Annotated in this window: 13 protein-coding genes; 5 read left to right on the top strand and 8 right to left on the bottom strand. The window is 61.4% G+C overall.

Going from position 1 to position 15570, the window contains the following annotated elements:
* Positions 1 to 133: 133 nt before the first annotated feature.
* Positions 134 to 1639: a pitrilysin family protein gene (locus AB1792_08095; GenBank protein MEW5702173.1), complete on the bottom strand. Its 1506-nt coding sequence runs from the start codon at positions 1637 to 1639 to the stop codon at positions 134 to 136.
* A 2-nt stretch (positions 1640 to 1641) separates the two neighbouring features.
* Positions 1642 to 2979, bottom strand: coding sequence for a pitrilysin family protein (locus tag AB1792_08090; protein MEW5702172.1), 1338 nt, complete (start codon positions 2977 to 2979; stop codon positions 1642 to 1644).
* 286 nt (positions 2980 to 3265) lie between these two features.
* On the opposite strand from AB1792_08090, the gene AB1792_08085 reads away from it, so the two are divergent.
* The 5 genes from AB1792_08085 (at position 3266) to AB1792_08065 (ending at position 6242) form a co-directional block, all read left to right on the top strand.
* Complete coding sequence (locus AB1792_08085) at positions 3266 to 3946, top strand: metalloregulator ArsR/SmtB family transcription factor (protein MEW5702171.1); 681 nt, start codon at positions 3266 to 3268, stop codon at positions 3944 to 3946.
* A 50-nt stretch (positions 3947 to 3996) separates the two neighbouring features.
* Positions 3997 to 4608, top strand: coding sequence for a peroxiredoxin family protein (locus tag AB1792_08080; GenBank protein MEW5702170.1), 612 nt, complete (start codon positions 3997 to 3999; stop codon positions 4606 to 4608).
* A 192-nt stretch (positions 4609 to 4800) separates the two neighbouring features.
* Positions 4801 to 5283: a hypothetical protein gene (locus AB1792_08075; protein ID MEW5702169.1), complete on the top strand. Its 483-nt coding sequence runs from the start codon at positions 4801 to 4803 to the stop codon at positions 5281 to 5283.
* Positions 5284 to 5285: 2 nt separating this feature from the next.
* A complete protein-coding gene (locus AB1792_08070; protein ID MEW5702168.1) occupies positions 5286 to 5636 on the top strand; it encodes a DsrE family protein in 351 nt (116 codons plus the stop codon).
* 21 nt (positions 5637 to 5657) lie between these two features.
* A complete protein-coding gene (locus tag AB1792_08065) occupies positions 5658 to 6242 on the top strand; it encodes a hypothetical protein (protein MEW5702167.1) in 585 nt (194 codons plus the stop codon).
* Between the two features lie 198 nt (positions 6243 to 6440).
* On the opposite strand, the gene AB1792_08060 is transcribed toward AB1792_08065, so the two are convergent.
* The 6 genes from AB1792_08060 to AB1792_08035 form a co-directional block, all read right to left on the bottom strand.
* On the bottom strand, positions 6441 to 8090 hold the full coding sequence (locus AB1792_08060; GenBank protein MEW5702166.1) for a thrombospondin type 3 repeat-containing protein: 1650 nt from the start codon (positions 8088 to 8090) through the stop codon (positions 6441 to 6443).
* Positions 8091 to 8734: 644 nt separating this feature from the next.
* Entirely contained in the window at positions 8735 to 9487 is a 753-nt protein-coding gene (locus AB1792_08055; protein ID MEW5702165.1) for a response regulator, read from the bottom strand.
* Positions 9462 to 10619, bottom strand: a complete 1158-nt coding sequence (locus AB1792_08050) for a sensor histidine kinase (protein MEW5702164.1) — start codon at positions 10617 to 10619, stop codon at positions 9462 to 9464. The genes AB1792_08055 and AB1792_08050 overlap by 26 nt, the downstream gene beginning before the upstream one ends.
* 201 nt (positions 10620 to 10820) lie before the next feature.
* On the bottom strand, positions 10821 to 12056 hold the full coding sequence (locus tag AB1792_08045; GenBank protein ID MEW5702163.1) for a DNA polymerase: 1236 nt from the start codon (positions 12054 to 12056) through the stop codon (positions 10821 to 10823).
* 259 nt (positions 12057 to 12315) lie between these two features.
* Entirely contained in the window at positions 12316 to 13290 is a 975-nt protein-coding gene (locus tag AB1792_08040) for a hypothetical protein (protein ID MEW5702162.1), read from the bottom strand.
* Positions 13291 to 13397: 107 nt separating this feature from the next.
* Positions 13398 to 15554, bottom strand: coding sequence for a hypothetical protein (locus tag AB1792_08035; protein ID MEW5702161.1), 2157 nt, complete (start codon positions 15552 to 15554; stop codon positions 13398 to 13400).
* Positions 15555 to 15570 lie beyond the last annotated feature (16 nt).

Below are 15570 nucleotides of genomic sequence, written 5' to 3'. Positions count from 1 at the left end.
GCCGGGTGTGGGCACCCGGCGCCACGACGTGTTCTGACCATCCATCTCGGTTGTGAAACCGATTCTAGGAACGAAAACGGCCGGTGGGCGGTCCGCCCACCGGCCGTTGCCTGCTTGTCGCTGGAGAAACCGTCTAACGCAAGAACGTACTGTCCACCGGTACGATCACAACGTTCTCCGCCGGTATTTTCAGGGGATAGACGGCGATGACCTTGTCTTCCCTGGTCACCTCGGACGGTTTCGGATTCTCGTATGTCATGGGGCTGGGTGAATCGCTGACCAACGCTTCCTTCAACGCCGGCGCGTTCTTGGTGATCATCGCGATTCGCATGTTCGCGGTTTGCAGGTGCTTGCGCACCGCGGCGTTGACATCCTCCAGCGTCAACTCCTCGAACATCTTCTCGGCCGTCTGCAAATGGTCGGGAATGCCGTAGAACGCGTCGTCCAGCTTGTAGCCGAGGCGCATGTCGGTCGTGGGCGCGTAGTGCTTCACGTACTTCTTCAGGAACATCTTGGTCAAGGCGAAGTCCTCAGGCTTCATCCCGTTGTCGATGAGGTTCTGCAGCTCCCGGATCGCCGCGCGCAGGGCGAAATGCGCGGCCTCGTTCTGCACCGGGCGAATCCAGATCTCAAAGAACTGCTGGCGCCGGCAGGCGTTCGGAGACGGAAACTGGCGGGCCCAACCGTGCGGGTAGTACTCGATATAGGAATAGTCCCCATAGTTCATGCCCCGCTCTTCGCGGATCACCTGGTAGAGATGGCTGCTGGAGTTGCGGTGCTCGCCGAGCCAGGAATTGGCGATCCACAGGGCGTAGAAATCGCGATCGCCGCGCAGCACGTCGATGGGGAAACCGATGCTGATGGCCGTCGACTGGGTCTCCTTCTCCACGAGCGTGACGTCGATCCCCTCGGGCCTTGCGGGCACGGGCTTGGCCACGACGGCGGGGGCATCGGGCGGCAGTGCGCTCAATCCCGTCTTCAGCCGTTCCACCAGCGCCGGATCATACCCGCCGCCGATTCCGATCACGACATTGCCGGCGGTGTAGTGGGTCCGGTAGAACTGCTTGATGTCATCCAATGTGATCAGCCGCAGGCTGGTGGGGAGCCCCACCTCCGGATGCCCGTAGGTCGTATTGGCGAACAGCGCGTCGTAGAGCATCTGTTTGCCCAGCGCTTCATCGTTGGAGTACCGCAGGGTCTTGTCGAGGTAGTTGATGGCGTTCGTCTGATGTCGTTGGAAATCCTCGGTCGTCAACGCCGGCTCCACGATTGCCTGCAGGAGGAGATCCACATAGCGGTCCAGGTGATCCTTGTGCACGCGACCGGACATCACGGTCATCTCTTTGTCGACGGAGGCGCCGTACCCCGCCGCCATGGGGTACAGCTCCTTGAGAATCTGATCGTAGCCGTTCCGGCGTGTCGCTGATTCGCTGATCATGGCCGCGGTGAGGGCGGCCAGCCCTTCCTTTCCCGGCGGGTCGTCTTGGGATCCGACCTTGAACCAGATGCGAAATGACACCGTTGGATCAGATGAAACCGGCAACTCCACGGTGCCGATGCCCCACGATTGTCCGCAGAGGCCGACGGCGCATATGATGGCGGCGGCCAGCCGCACGACGTTCTTCCTTCTATCCTGCATGGCTACTGTCCCTTCACCAATACGACTGTCCGCTTCTCGGGAGTCAGAAGCGTCTTGGCCGCGTACATGATATCCGAGGCCGTGACCTGATCGATCGTGGCATAGAGCTGATCAACCACACCCATGTCGCCACCGATCGCCAGCAAGTACACCAGACTGCCGGCGACGCCATCCGGAGTGTCGAGCCCCATCAAGAAGCCGTACCGGGTGTGGCTCTTCACGTCGCTCAGTTGCGCGGAATCCACCCGATTGTTCTGATAGAAGGCGATGGTCCGGTAGATCTCCTCCTCGACGGCGTCCACGTCCGCGGGGTCCTTCACCATCGCATAAATGGTCGCCAATCCCGGGTCACGACTGGGTTCGAAGTCGGGACCGAGGTACTGCACACGCTGCTCGCTCAGAACCAGTCTCTCGTAGATGTCGCTGGTCTCGCCGAACGCCAGGTCGCCCAACAGCATGCAGGCCGCCATGGACCGATCATCGGGATTGAAAGCGACCGCCTTGTAGGCCACAGCCAACAGCGGCAACGTCCGGCCTTTGAACGCCGCATCGGCACGCCGCTCGGCAGTCTGCTCCGGCTCGACCGGGACTTGAGGAGGTACATAGCCTTTCTGCCAGCCGCCGTAGTACTTTTTCACCATGGCCAGGGTGGAATCCGGCTTGATGTCGCCGACGATCACGAGCACGACGTTCTCGGGCCGGTAGTAGCGCTGGAAGAACGACTTGCTGTATTCATACATCGTCGGCATCGCCTCGACATCTCGTCCGAAGCCGATGGTCGTGTGCTTGTAGGTGTGTTTGTCATAGGCGGTGTTCATCAGCGTCTCGTGCATGATGAAGCGCGGGCTGGACAGTCCCTTCATGTACTCGCCGCGCACGGCACCGGCCTCGGTTTTGAAATCGCTCTCCGCGTACGACAGGTTCTGGAACCGGTCGCTCTCCAGTTCCATGACCTTCCCCAGGTCGTCGGCCACGAATTCCAGATGGTAGCAGGTCACATCGCTGGACGTGAAGGCGTTGGCATTGGCCCCCATCTCGGTCATGAGTTGGTCGTACACGCGGCCGGGGTACTTCTTGGTGCCCCGGAACATCATGTGTTCGAAGAAATGGGCGAATCCCGAATGGTCGGGCTCGTACTCATCGCGGCTTCCGGTGCGGACGATGCTGTAATAAGCCACGATCCCGGGGCTCTCCATGGGAATGACTATGACCTTGAGGCCGTTTTCCAGGACCGTCTGCTGATAGGCGTAGGGAAAGATCTTCTCCGCGCCGGCGTTCGTTGCGGCGGCGATGCCGAGACACAGCATGATCACGGCACATGCCACCCACCGTTTGTTCATCCTGACCTCCTCTGGGTTAGCATGCGACCGAATGTATGGTATCATGCCTCCGAATGCAAACGGCGGGTTGGGAGCAACCGTGAAGTTGACACGCCCCCCATCCACTTGCCGGCCAAGGCGTTCGAGTGCACGCCGAAGGGGGCCTTGGTATCGTTGACGCCAGATTGTGGTTGCTGGGAATAAACCGCCGAAGGGATGAAAAGTGGCGGTACAAAGAAAGGAGTTGACGCGACTGGCCGGTTTGTATGTATAATAAATTGTTCAATTGAACAATTGAGGATGGGACATGTCCACTGGCCGCGAAGTTAAAGACAGACTCTACGTCCAGTTTGCCCAACTGGGGCACGCCCTCTCAAGCCCCAAGCGGCTGGAGCTCCTCGATTTGCTGTGTCAAAGCGAGAAGACGGTAGAAACGCTCGCCGAGCACTCAAGCATGTCGGTAGCCAACACCTCGCGCCACCTGCAGGTGCTCCGAGGCGCGAGACTGGTCGACCGTCGTCAGGACGGCGTGTTCGTCTACTACCGACTGGCCGGCAGTGAGGTTTGCGGATTTTTTCGAGACCTTCGCCGGCTCGCGGAGAGTCGCATGGCCGAAATCGACCGCATCATGGCCGAGTACTTCGACCCATCGATGCGTCTGCAGCCCGTCGATCGCAAGACGTTGCTCAAGCGGGCGCGTGTCGGCGAAGTCGTCATCCTTGACGTTCGGCCGGAAGACGAATTCAGCGCGGGGCATCTGCCATGGGCCGTGTCGGTTCCGCTTTCTCAGTTGCGGAAACGGCTCAAAGAGCTCTCACCGGACAAAGAGATTGTGGCGTACTGCCGTGGCCCCTACTGCGTCCTCGCGCAGGAAGCAGTCTCGCTGCTGCGATCCAAGGGCTTCAGTGCGTTCAGACTCTCCGATGGGATCGCGGAATGGAGAGACGTTGGGCTGCCTGTGGAGCCGATGTCCGTCACGAGACGATAGCGCCGGATGGAAGCCATGACCGTGCCCATTTCACTGAAGAGGAGAACGAAATGAAGAAGTTCCACCGGCTGTCCCTCGCGTTCCTGCTGTTCAGTACACCCATATCGGCACCCTGTGGCGAGACCGGTGCGCCGGCGAGCATTCAGCCGTCGCACGCGAGAGAGCGACGCCCGAGCGGGCACAGTCTTGAAGCCGGCGACCGCGCCCCCGAATTCTCTTTGCCGAGTTTGGGCGGGAAGACGGACACATTGTCCTCTCACAGGGAAGACATGGTTCTTCTGTGGTTCACCAATCTGTGCGGCGGCTGCCAAGCCGCCCTTCCAGAAGTGCAAAGCCTGGGTCGACGGTACGCGCCCAAGGATGTATCGATCATGGCCGTCAGTCTGCTTGGCGGAGACACGGCGACGGTCTCCAGAATTGCGGGACAGCACCGTGTGACCTTTCCCATGCTCATCGATCCCAGAGGCAAGGTGTATGAGCAGTATGGTGGTGTGAAAGTACACCCGGGCACCTGTCCAGCCAATCCCCAGTTCTTCATCGTGGACAAGGGGTTGATTGCCTACGCGACGCATTTTCCCGGCGCGCCCATTGATGAGATTCGCAATAAAGTTGACAGTTTGATCAGGGCGCGTATACCCGATTCTCCGCGAGATTCCGGTTGAGAACACGCGCGAGGATCTTCCATCCGCTGACTGTGATTCGACCTAAGCCAATCACTGGGAGGACATTTGACCGCGAAAACACTATGCGTTCTGGGCGTTGCTGTTACCGTGCTGGGCATTGTGACAGCAGCATCCGGGTATCCGCCTGCTGTGGGAATCCTCGGTACATCCAGATCATGCAGTGCCTGTCACGTGAACAACGGGCCCTGGAGCGACGAATCGAACACAATCGTGGACATCATCGACAAGGAAACCGGCAAGTCCCTCCGACAAGACGACGGTAGCTTCCTGATTAGAGCGAAGCGCTTTGAGTCGAAGACTGTTATGACCATAATCGGACGGATCAAGGGCGACTCCGCCTCAAGCCCCTACCGGAACGCCTGGCTCTACATCGATCCCACCCAGATCGGAACCACGTCGTTGTCGAAATTCGCGCCGGGCTGGTCGGTCAATCTGCCCATGGCCTGCCGCCTCGTCGGCGACAAGTCACCCGCCTACGACGGAGCGAGGGTGACCGCCCTGCCCATGACGATCCAGCCACTCGACGGAGCGATCGAAGCTGTTCTTGAACTCCATGTGATGCTCACGTCCGGAGAATCCGTAAAAGGTGATGCGACGAAGGGGATGTTGTCGAACTACCTCGTTCGCACCGTTCGGCTCAAAGTCACGGAGTAAAGATGAAATACCTGTTCATTCTCAACGATCCCCCGTACGGCACCGAGCGGTCCTACAATGGTCTTCGGCTGGCGCTCTCGCTGCGAAAGCAGGAGGGCGCTGAGCTTCGCGTGTTCCTGATGGCCGACGCGGTCGGCTGCGGGAAATCGGGACAGAAGACGCCAAACGGATACTACAACCTGGAACGCATGATCAAAGGCCTGGTCGCGGCGGAGATCCCCGTGGGAACGTGCGGCACGTGCGCCGACGCCCGCGGCATCTCCGAAAGCGAGTTGCTCGAAGGCGTCCATCGCAGTTCGATGGAAGAGCTGACCGAGTGGACATCTTGGGCGGACAAGGTGATTGTCTTTTGAAGCTGACGGAAGGGCTGAACGATGGACTGGCACGCCATTCTGGTTTTCGCGCACGTGATCACGGTCGTCTTCATGTCTGTGCCGCTCTACAACCTCGTTGTGGTCAACGAGCGCGCACGAATGGGAAAAGACGCCGGTGTGAGAGTCGACCGGTATTTTGAGGCCGTCATTCGGGGGGGCGCGCGACGGTGTTTTGTCTTCCAACTGACGGCCTTGCTTTCGGGAATTGCTCTCGTCGTGGTCGACGGGATCGGATTCCAAGGCCTTTGGAGCGACGCCGTGCTCAGTGCGAAAACGGTCATTCTGTTTCTGCTCATGGGGCTGCTCTCACATATCCACTTCTCCGTCCAGCCCGGGATTGATGCGCTGCTCGCGTCGGTTACCGGTGAAACAGTTCCCGCCGATGTCGCCGCTCACATGGCGCCGTTCCGTCTCCGCCGCAAACGCCTGGCGGCGGTTTGCCTGTTTCTTTTGATCACCGAAGTGGCCCTGGGAATGCAGGTGTTCTCACACTGGACTCCGTCGGCCATCGTGGTCGTGGAGATTCTGGCCGGTCTGTTCGCCTGGCGGGCCTACAAAAGCGTCGTCCCCTTTGGCTGGGTGTGAGTTTGAGCCGCTCTCTCGCATCCGCGAAGATACTGAAACGACTACAACCAGTTGCATAACCCGATTTCTGTGCGGTCGGGCGCCTACACCCGACCGCAGCGCCGGGTGTGGGCACCCGGCGCCACGAAGCTTGAGAGCGAGTCATTGGGGTTATGCAACTGATTCCACAGGCCGGGGCACAGCGACCTGTCACCGGTTCTACGGCGCGCAGGGATCGCAGAACTCTGTCGCCGGACTCGCGCCTCGGAAGGCGACATTGACCGCCTTCACGACGTCCTGAACCGTTGAGAATCCGTCGCAGTTGGCATCAGTTCGTTCTCTGGGACAATTCGGATCGAACACGGCCGGTGCACCTCGGAAGGCCACATTGACCGTCTGCACGACGTCCTGCACATTGGCAATGCCGTCGCACTGCGGGTCCCCGTGGCAAGGGCAGGAGCACTGGCAGACATCGCCCACGCCATTGGAATCGGTGTCTTCCTGTCCGGGATTGGCCACGAGCGGGCAGTTGTCGCACACGTCGCCGACACCGTCACCGTCCGTGTCCAGTTGATCAGGATTGAAAAACAACGGGCAGTTGTCGTTGCCATCGGGCCGTCCATCGTTGTCGTCGTCGCTGTCACATGCGTTCCCCCAGCCGTCGCCATCGGTGTCGACTTGCGACGCATTGGCGGCATCGGGGCAGTTGTCCTGCACATCGATCGTGCCATCGCCGTCGACGTCGAGGGAATCGGGGTTGCCGCCGCCGTGCGCACCCATGTCGTTGCGGAGGGTCCCGCGCGCCGGATACAGAGCCGTCCCTGGATTGCCCGGGTCCTCGACGTCATCATACTCGGGATCGGGATTCCCGGCATCGATCACGGGGGACCCATCGGCCGGCACGAACCCGATTAGATCGACGAACGTGGGCGCGATGTTGAGATTGCCGTCCCCCGGCGGGAGACCGGTCTGGCCGATGTCCGTGTAGGTGACGTGGAACGTGCCCCCAAACGCGGTCCCGGCATCCGCCGGTGTGTTGGACCATACGATACCGTTGCGCACATACAGCGTGCCGGCCAAGCTCAAGAGTCCACCGCTGCCGGCGGTCGATGAGTTCCCGTAGACGGTATTGTTCTGGACGACTGTTCCGCTGGTTCCCTCGTTGACCCAGACCGCTCCGCCGCCGTAGGCGCCTGCGGCGGTGTTGCCCTTGATGATGTTGTTGCGCACTACGGCGGCGACCGGGAAGTTGAGGACGATGGCGCCCCCGTACCGGCCGAAGTTTGACTCGAAGCGATTCCCCAGAATCCTCGGGCTGGCGTCACCCGCACGGATACCGCCGCCGCCGGTGCTCACGACGCCGCCGGTGTTGGTGACGAAGTTGGCGTAGATCTTGTTGTGGCGGATCGTCGGCGACGTGAAGGCGCAGAGTATCCCGCCGCCCTCGCGATAGAAACCGGCACCGTGCTCATCGTTCCACCGTGTCCCTTCGCCGCCGCGGATCGTAAACCCCTGGACGACCGTGCGTGCGTCTTCGCCATCCATGATGAGGATCACGCTGGCCGTATCGGGATGGTTCGGAGCACTGCCGTCGATGATCGTGGACGATATGAAGCTGGTATCGCTCGCCAGGACATAGCGACTGGTCAGCGTGATGCGTTTGCCCCGAAGACGAATGTTCTCAAAGTACGTTCCCGGTGCGACCAGCACGGTGTCACCGTGGCTGGAGGCGTCGATGCCCGCTTGAATCGTTCCCTGATCCGCAGGTACGTTGATTGTCACAGGCGCGGCCAACGGCGCGAACGCAAGAACTGCCGTGAGAACCGCGCCGGCCAAGACGAGCCGGTGAAGATACATCCAGTGATGCATGGGACCTCCATTGGTGATCAGGAGCGCATGTGATCGGCCGATCCGGCCACGGCGGGTGAGTGACGCGCGGGCACGGATGTTCACACCCGGTTCGAATATATGGCCGGACACAATGCCGACGGCGTCGATGTGACGAACATCACACGGATGGTACAAGCGGCGGGTATTGAGTGATGAACGGTCGACTGAGAGCGTCCAAGAAAAGGAGAAGTTCAAGGTGCGTTGGGGCTTCGGCATTTGCAATGCACCTGCGACAGCCCCTCACCCCTTCGGCTTCCCTCGACTCCGCTCGGGACAAGTCGCTCAGGGCAGGCCTACCCTCTCCCCAGAGGGGAGAGGGGGAAGTCTGACCTCTCCCTCCGGCAATGTCCCGAACAGAGTGAGGGAGAGAGGTCGATCCGCCTAAGGCGGATCGGGTGAGGGAGTTCTTTCAGCCCTCGTTTTGTTGGAGGCCCTTAGCACGGTACTGAAAAACGCATGGAAGTGATCGTTTGTGCCTGATTGTCATCCCGAGTCCGCCCATGGCGGACGAGGGATCTGCTGTTTTCCCTATGAAAGGAAAGCAGATTCCTCGCCCCGCCAAAGAGCGGCGGGACTCGGAATGACAATGATTGCTTTTCTTCAGCAACCTGTCAGGGGCTGGGCTACAGCGCTTCGTCGAGATGGCGGCGGTAGCGGCGGCTCACCGGTACTTTGGCGCCGCTGGCGAGGATGAGCTCGTATTCGCCCTCTCCCCAAGATCGAAGTTCTTTGATGCATTGGATATTGACGATCGCGCGGCGATGGACCCGTCGGAAGACGTCAGGGCTCAGAGCTTCCTCCAATGCCTTCATCGTCCGGCGCAGGAGTTGCTTACCGTTGGGAGTGTGGGCGATGCAGTAGTTCCCGGCGGACTCGATCCACTCAATCGTGTCCAAGGGAACGAAGAGGGTCTTCCCACGATCCCGGATGAGCAGCCGTGCTTCGCGGGGGCTGCGCGGCGACAACGATGCGAGTAGTTTCAACAGCCGGCTGCGATCCGGGGACGCGAGTCCATCGTGCACCTGCTCGCGGGCGCGGCGCAGCGTTTTCGCGAATCGTTCTTCGTCGAACGGCTTCAGCAGGTAGTCCAGCGCGTGCACGTCGAACGCGCGCACGGCGTACTGATCGTAGGCGGTGACGAAGACAACGGCCGGCATGTGTTTCTCATCGAGCCGGCGCAACACGTCGAATCCATCCATCCCCGGCATCTGCACATCGAGGAAGATCAGATCCGGCGCCTCCGTCCGGATGGCCTTCACGGCTTCCGCGCCGTTGCGGCACTCCCCCACAATCCGGATGTCGGGATGCCCCGAGAGGAGGCGTCGTATCCGACGCCGCGCCGGCGGTTCATCATCGACGATCAGGACCTTCATCATTCCGCACTCCGGCAGGATCGACCGATTGGCAGGGAATCCTGATCGACACCGAAACACCGGCCTCGCTGTTGCTCAGGGTGAAGATGTGGTCTTCGCCATACAAACTCTGCAATCGCTCGCGGACACTGGCGAGGCCGATGCCGCGCCCGGAACCGCCCGTGCTCCGACTCCCCAGACCCGGTCCGTTGTCCGACACCGAGACCAGGAGATAACCGTTGTCCAGGCGGGCACCGACACGGACCGTGCCTCCATCCGTTGCGGCTGCCACGCCATGTCTCACCGCGTTCTCAACCAGCGGCTGCAACATGAGCGTGGGAACAGGGACATCGAGTGCCGCCGCATCGACGTCGACGACGACTCTCAGCCGATCCGAGAACCGGACGCGCTCAATGTCCAGGTAGGCCTCGACGAACTCCAGCTCCCGGCGCAGCGCGATGGTCGGCCGATCGGCGTGGTGGAGCACCAGGCGCAGAAGTCCGCTGAGCCGCGACACCATGAGATCGGCGGCGGCGACGTCCTCGTGCATGAGCGATGAGATCGTGTGGAGCGTGTTGAACAGGAAGTGGGGCTGCAAACGCGATTGGAGCGCGTCGAGCCGGGCATGCGCCAACTGGGTCGACAACTCGGCCGCCTGCAGTTCCTGCTGGCGGTAGCGCCGGTAGTACAAGATCGCGTATGACACCATCGCGATGAGCGCATACGCCATGACGGCGGCGTGGAGCTTGGAGCGCAGGATGTAGAAATACCCGGACCAGAATGTGGCCATTTCCGGCGGCGGGGGTTGCTGCATGAAGTACTCATCGATCGGCCGTTGGGCGGCATTGTACAGCAGGAGCTGCACGAGACTGATCACCAACGCGCAGACGGCATGAATCGGCAGCGGCCGCCACCAGCGCGACTTCTGAAATGGTAGTCGTGATGAAATCGCGAAGATGGCCAGGGCGAAGAAACCCCAGAGGTACCACTCCACCAGCCCGAGGCACATCGATTCCAGCCACGTAATCGGCATGGTCTTACTGTCCTTGAACAGCCAGTACCATCGCGTGGCCCAGAAGAGCCCGACCAGCGTCCAGATTCCCGCATAGAGAAGCCACATGCGGGCGCGGTTTCTGGTCGATGGTGCGGTTGGCATGGTGGTTTGCCGGGATTGCGAGGATTCGATCCGAAGTCCGCAGCGGGTCCGATCAGCAGTTCGCGGCGTGCGATGCCGCCCATGCCCTTACAATCTGATGATCGGCAGCCGGAAAGGCCGCCCGCATCAATGAATATACGCAAAAGCGCCGCGCCCTCGCTGGATTGGCTCAATCCGTGATGGTTTCGATGTGAGGCGGGCTCAGGCCCAGTCGCACTCCTTGGGGATGTTGGTGAAGCCGATGCGCACCGGGGCCGTGGTACGATAGTCGTGAATGCCGCCGAAGTAGAGTGTCCGGCCGCCGTACTTGGCATTGATGCGATCCAACGCCCGCGACAGCGCTTCGCGCTTGCCGTCTCCGAGGAGGGGGAGGTTGTGTTGCTCGTCCGGAACCAGGCCGACGAGGTTGAGCCCGACCAATTGGGGTGTGCTGTGTTCAAACGAGGGGCGCCTGCGCCAAAGAACTTGCAGGGTCTGCAACAGGGTCAGTGTGTCCTGACACTCCTGGAAGACGGCCTTCTCCTCCCAGGAGCGGTCGCCATAGAACTTCACAAACACGATCATGCCCGTGGTCCACAGATTCCCCAGACGCAGCCGTGCCGCCGCCTTGTGCAGCAGGCGCTGCAACACCCCATAGGCCGCCGCCTCGCTGCGCACGTCCGGCCCCAAGACATGGGAGTGTCCCAGCGAGCTTTGGTGCGTCACCACGTCGGGGATGTCATGTCCGTGCAGCCAGTGCCAGAAGCGCTCGCCGACAATCCCGCCCCAGAGTTGCCGCATTTGCTTCTCGCTCAACTCGCAGAGTCGTTTGACCGTGGTGATGCCGCGTGCCTCGAGTCGTTTGTTCATGCGCGGCCCGATGCCGGGCAGATCGATCGGTTGCAGAGTAAAGAGAATCTCGGGGAGGTCGTGTTGCCGGATCACCACAAGCCCGTCGGGTTTCTGCATATCGGTGCCCACCTTGGCCAACCACTTGTTGGGCGCCAAACCGACGGAGCACGTCAGCACTTCGCCGACGGTGTCATGGATCGTGCGTTTGATCATCCGCGCCAGTGCCACGGCGGCGGCCGGATCCCGTTCGCCCCGGCTCAACCGGCACGCCATTTCATCGATTGAGTGAATCGCGGTGACGGGCGTGCATGACTCGACCGCCGCGACGATCTTGTCGTGGTACTCGACATACCGCTGCGGGCGCGATTCGATCAGGTGGATGCCGGGGCACAGGCGACGCGCCTCGCGGGCCAGCGTCCCGGTGCGGATGCCGAACTTCTTCGCCTCGCGGCTGGCGGCGATACAGCAGGAGGTCTCGGCCAGCAGGGGGAGTATCCCGACCGGCCGGCCGCGCAACTTGGGATTGACCTGCTGCTCGACGGAGGCAAAGTACGAGTTCAAGTCGAGAAACAGCCAGCGCACTTCGTCGGAATCGGGGGGCCGCATCGAAACCTCTCACCACAACATACGACCCCCGATACCGGGGAGTGGATCACTTTGCGATCAGAGTCCCCGGGCGAACCCCGGCGCCATGACCTTGATCAATGAATGAGACGTGCGGAACAAGAGCCACTGACCGAGGTCAGTAGCACACAGGATGTCGGGATACACCCGGGGCGAACCCCGTGTTCGCCCGCGAACCTCCCCGCATGGCAACACGCTGTTATCCCGGGAGGTCAATCCGAGGCGGTCATTCCCGGACACATCAGAAGATGCCGAAGATCTTCTTGCCGGCCCGCATGATGCCGAGGGTCACGACGTATCCGCGGTCGTGCGCGCCGTTGAGAGCAAGGCTGTACTCGAAGTTGGCGATCACGCGGAAATCGTAGGTCCGAAACGCCAACAGACCTCCCTTGATGAGGAATTCCACACCGCCGCTGGATTTGTTGTCCTGTTCGTCGTAGGGGTGGGACTCATCATACCGATACTCGTGGTCCACGGTATGAAATCCCAGTCCGCCGGCGACAAAGGGACTGAAATCGCGCAAGCTCGGCAGGTACATGACGCCGACATTCACCGCCAGCCCCTTCCGGATTCCCAAGAGAGCATCGACGGCCACGTGCCGGATTTCATACAGACTTCGGAAGTCCCAGATGAAGAAACTCTGCTTGTCGTCGTACCCCTCCTCCGGATAGAGGTAGCCGACGCCGATTCCCGATGAGGAGTTCGCCTTGCGCTCGTGCGGTTGCAGCGACTCCTGCTCGGTGACCCGTCCGACTTCCACGGTCTTCTCAGCCGGAGTCTGTTCGGTGATGCTTACGGCGACGCGTTTGGTCACCTGATCCAAGTCCTCGACGTGCAGGGCGCTCATCGCATCGGAGAAAAGCGTGCTGCCGGAGGAGACGTCGACAAGGTGATACTGGAAGATGATCTTCTCGCCGAGCCGGTTCAGGCTGCCGAAGACGACCTTGGCCACCTTCAACTGCCTCCCGACTCCAGCCGCACAGGCGGCATCCGAACAACTGCTGTCGGCCAACAGGAGTGCGATTTCGGTTTCGGATGCAACCTCGTACTTTTTCAATCGCGTCAGCTCCGACTGCAACAGCAGGCGGACCGTCTGCGCTGTCGTGGGATCCACGCCGATGCCGCGCAGCGGCAGCACCGCCAGCCGTTCCTGCGCCGCAAGCGATACTCTGACGCTCGATGAGAGGATCATGAGTGCAAGGATGGCTCTCTTCATATCGCCCCACTTTGTCGATTCGGCGTTGCCGCCACGCCCCGCCTCCATCCAGCATACCTTGTAGCATTCAATTGGTCAATATGGAGCTTACCCCGGTGACGGTCTCTTCAGATGAGGACCAGCGCCAGCATGGCCAGCAGGGATGTTGCCTGTGCTGCTTCGACCAGCCCAGAGAAGGGAATCAGCACGAGACTCCCGAGGACCGCCCCGGCGAATCCTCCGAGGAGATCGGCCCCGTAGAGTGGGCCAACAAGATTCTGCTGTTCGACGCCGCAGAGACTGGCATAGGCAAAGAGGCCGGAGACAAGCGCCCCGATCGCTACGAGCAGTATCGTGCCTTCAAGCAAGCTGGTGCCCAACCCTATGGACATGAGGGCTCCGAAGGCGCCGCCGATCACAGCGACGGCTCCCAAGAGCCCGTATCCGATCACTCTCCCGCCGTTCGCTGACAAGCGTGATGCCGCCATCAATCGCCCGACGGCGGGGGCGCCCATGGCCAACCCCGCCATCACCGCCATCAGCAGAATCCCGACATTCAGATAGAGAGCGCCGCTCGTGACTTGATAGTGGAGGATGATGCACGACTCAAGGATCATTCCCGCGAATCCCGCCACACCGACCAGGGCCACTGGCCGGAGCATCCGCCGCCGGCGGACCATCAGGAAACCGCCGGCGACGAGGAACACCAAGATGCCGACGCTGGTCAGGCGTACTGCCGACGACAAGATCAGTAGCCCGAAATCCCGATTGATCAGCGCAGGAATGAACTTCGACAACCAGACCATGCCGGCATAACGGTAGCACACTGGCCGCGCATCGGTGTTCGGTGGGGCTGGTGTCGACTCGAGACGGTGCGCCAGTTCCGCGAAACGATCGTTTGTATACAGGTAGTTGATGTACGCCGGCGTGATCAGACGCGTCCGGAGACCGCGGCGCTGTAACCCGGCGGTCACGTCGTCGGGGCCGCGCGGCAGTGGCCCGGGTGAGGCGACCACGATGTTGGCCGAAGCCGGGAAGACGCGGACATCGGGGAATGTCACGCGCAACGCACCAATGATGCTGGCATTCCGGTCGATGACGAATCGCGTCCAGATATTCTCCGAAGTGCTCAGCCGGAACGCCAGTACGCCGCCCCGACGCAGCTTCGCGGCGCACCTCGCGAAGAACTCCTGGGTGTAGAAGCGGCCGCTGAGCCCGGATGCCGGGTCCGGCATGCCCACGAGGATCAGATCGTACGGCGGGGCCGTCGCGATGAACTCCCGGGGATCGGCCACATGAACGCGCACGACCACGGACTCCAGTGGCGCCAGACACTCCCGGGGCAGAGTCTGCTTGGCCTCGTCCAGCAACGTGGCGTTCAACTCCACATAGTCCACCTGTTGCGGAGCGTGCTTCAGGATCTCAGCCAGGAGCCCGCCCAACCCGCCGCCGAGAATCAGGACGCGTTCGGGGGCCGCGCAGTGCAATGCTCCCAGATGCGCAATCTCCTCGGACGCGACGTTCTGAGTTTCGAAGGTGAGCGCGTCATTCTCGAATAGCACAAACTGATCACCACGGCGCGTGACCGTGATGCGGCCATAGGGAGAATCGCGCGTATCCAACAAGTCGGGGTGATTGACGCGCGTCAGCGCGCGATCAATCGATGGTGGGAGCAGCAGCGCCAGAAACGGCAAGGCCGTGACGAGGAGCAGAACCTGCCGCGTCGAGCGGCGCTTCAATGCCTGCGACACAAGCACGGCGGTGACGGCCGACAGACTGCAGAATGCGATCATCGCGAGATTCTGGACGCCAAGAGACAGCAGTAGGGTTGCGACCAGCCCGCCCAGCAACCCGCCTGCGCTCTCGATGGCGTAGGCGGCCGCGAGAGTGCGATTCCCGGCGACATATCGATGGGCGGCCATCCGAAACAGCAGGCCGAGGACGACGCCAATGGGACAGAGAACCAAGGCGGCGGCGATGAGTTGTCGACCGATCGGGAGATATGTTCCCGGTATTCCGCCTGCGATCACGCGCAGCCAGCGGATGACCATCGCATCAACGGGGAGTAGGACAGCAAACAGAATGAGCAACGCGTGGACCCAGGTCGTCGATGGCGGTCTCCTGCGGCGTCCGATCAGAGCGCCGGTTCCGCTCCACAGCAACCACAGCCCCATGGCCAGGAGATAGATGAGCTCCACGCCATAGAATGCGACATTGAGTTCGCGCAGGAGCCCTACCTGTCCCAGGATCGAGACGAAGCCGATGGTGAAGAGGATGAGAGCCACGGTCGGCCCGACGACC

The sequence above is a fragment of the Candidatus Zixiibacteriota bacterium genome, assembly GCA_040752595.1.
Taxonomy (GTDB): Bacteria; Zixibacteria; MSB-5A5; order WJJR01; family WJJR01; genus JACQFV01.
The sequence above is the reverse complement of the archived record's forward strand: the minus strand, read 5'-3'. Positions and strand labels throughout refer to the sequence as shown.

Bases quoted from the DNA above. Each gene is read 5' to 3' on its own strand.
- AB1792_08095 (MEW5702173.1), bottom strand. From the start codon at position 1,639: ATGCAGGATAGAAGGAAGAACGTCGTGCGGCTGGCCGCCGCCATCATA.
- AB1792_08090 (MEW5702172.1), bottom strand. From the start codon at position 2,979: ATGAACAAACGGTGGGTGGCATGTGCCGTGATCATGCTGTGTCTCGGC.
- AB1792_08085 (MEW5702171.1), top strand. From the start codon at position 3,266: ATGTCCACTGGCCGCGAAGTTAAAGACAGACTCTACGTCCAGTTTGCC.
- AB1792_08080 (MEW5702170.1), top strand. From the start codon at position 3,997: ATGAAGAAGTTCCACCGGCTGTCCCTCGCGTTCCTGCTGTTCAGTACA.
- AB1792_08070 (MEW5702168.1), top strand. From the start codon at position 5,286: ATGAAATACCTGTTCATTCTCAACGATCCCCCGTACGGCACCGAGCGG.
- AB1792_08065 (MEW5702167.1), top strand. From the start codon at position 5,658: ATGGACTGGCACGCCATTCTGGTTTTCGCGCACGTGATCACGGTCGTC.
- AB1792_08060 (MEW5702166.1), bottom strand. From the start codon at position 8,090: ATGCATCACTGGATGTATCTTCACCGGCTCGTCTTGGCCGGCGCGGTT.
- AB1792_08055 (MEW5702165.1), bottom strand. From the start codon at position 9,487: ATGATGAAGGTCCTGATCGTCGATGATGAACCGCCGGCGCGGCGTCGG.
- AB1792_08050 (MEW5702164.1), bottom strand. From the start codon at position 10,619: ATGCCAACCGCACCATCGACCAGAAACCGCGCCCGCATGTGGCTTCTC.
- AB1792_08045 (MEW5702163.1), bottom strand. From the start codon at position 12,056: ATGCGGCCCCCCGATTCCGACGAAGTGCGCTGGCTGTTTCTCGACTTG.
- AB1792_08040 (MEW5702162.1), bottom strand. From the start codon at position 13,290: ATGAAGAGAGCCATCCTTGCACTCATGATCCTCTCATCGAGCGTCAGA.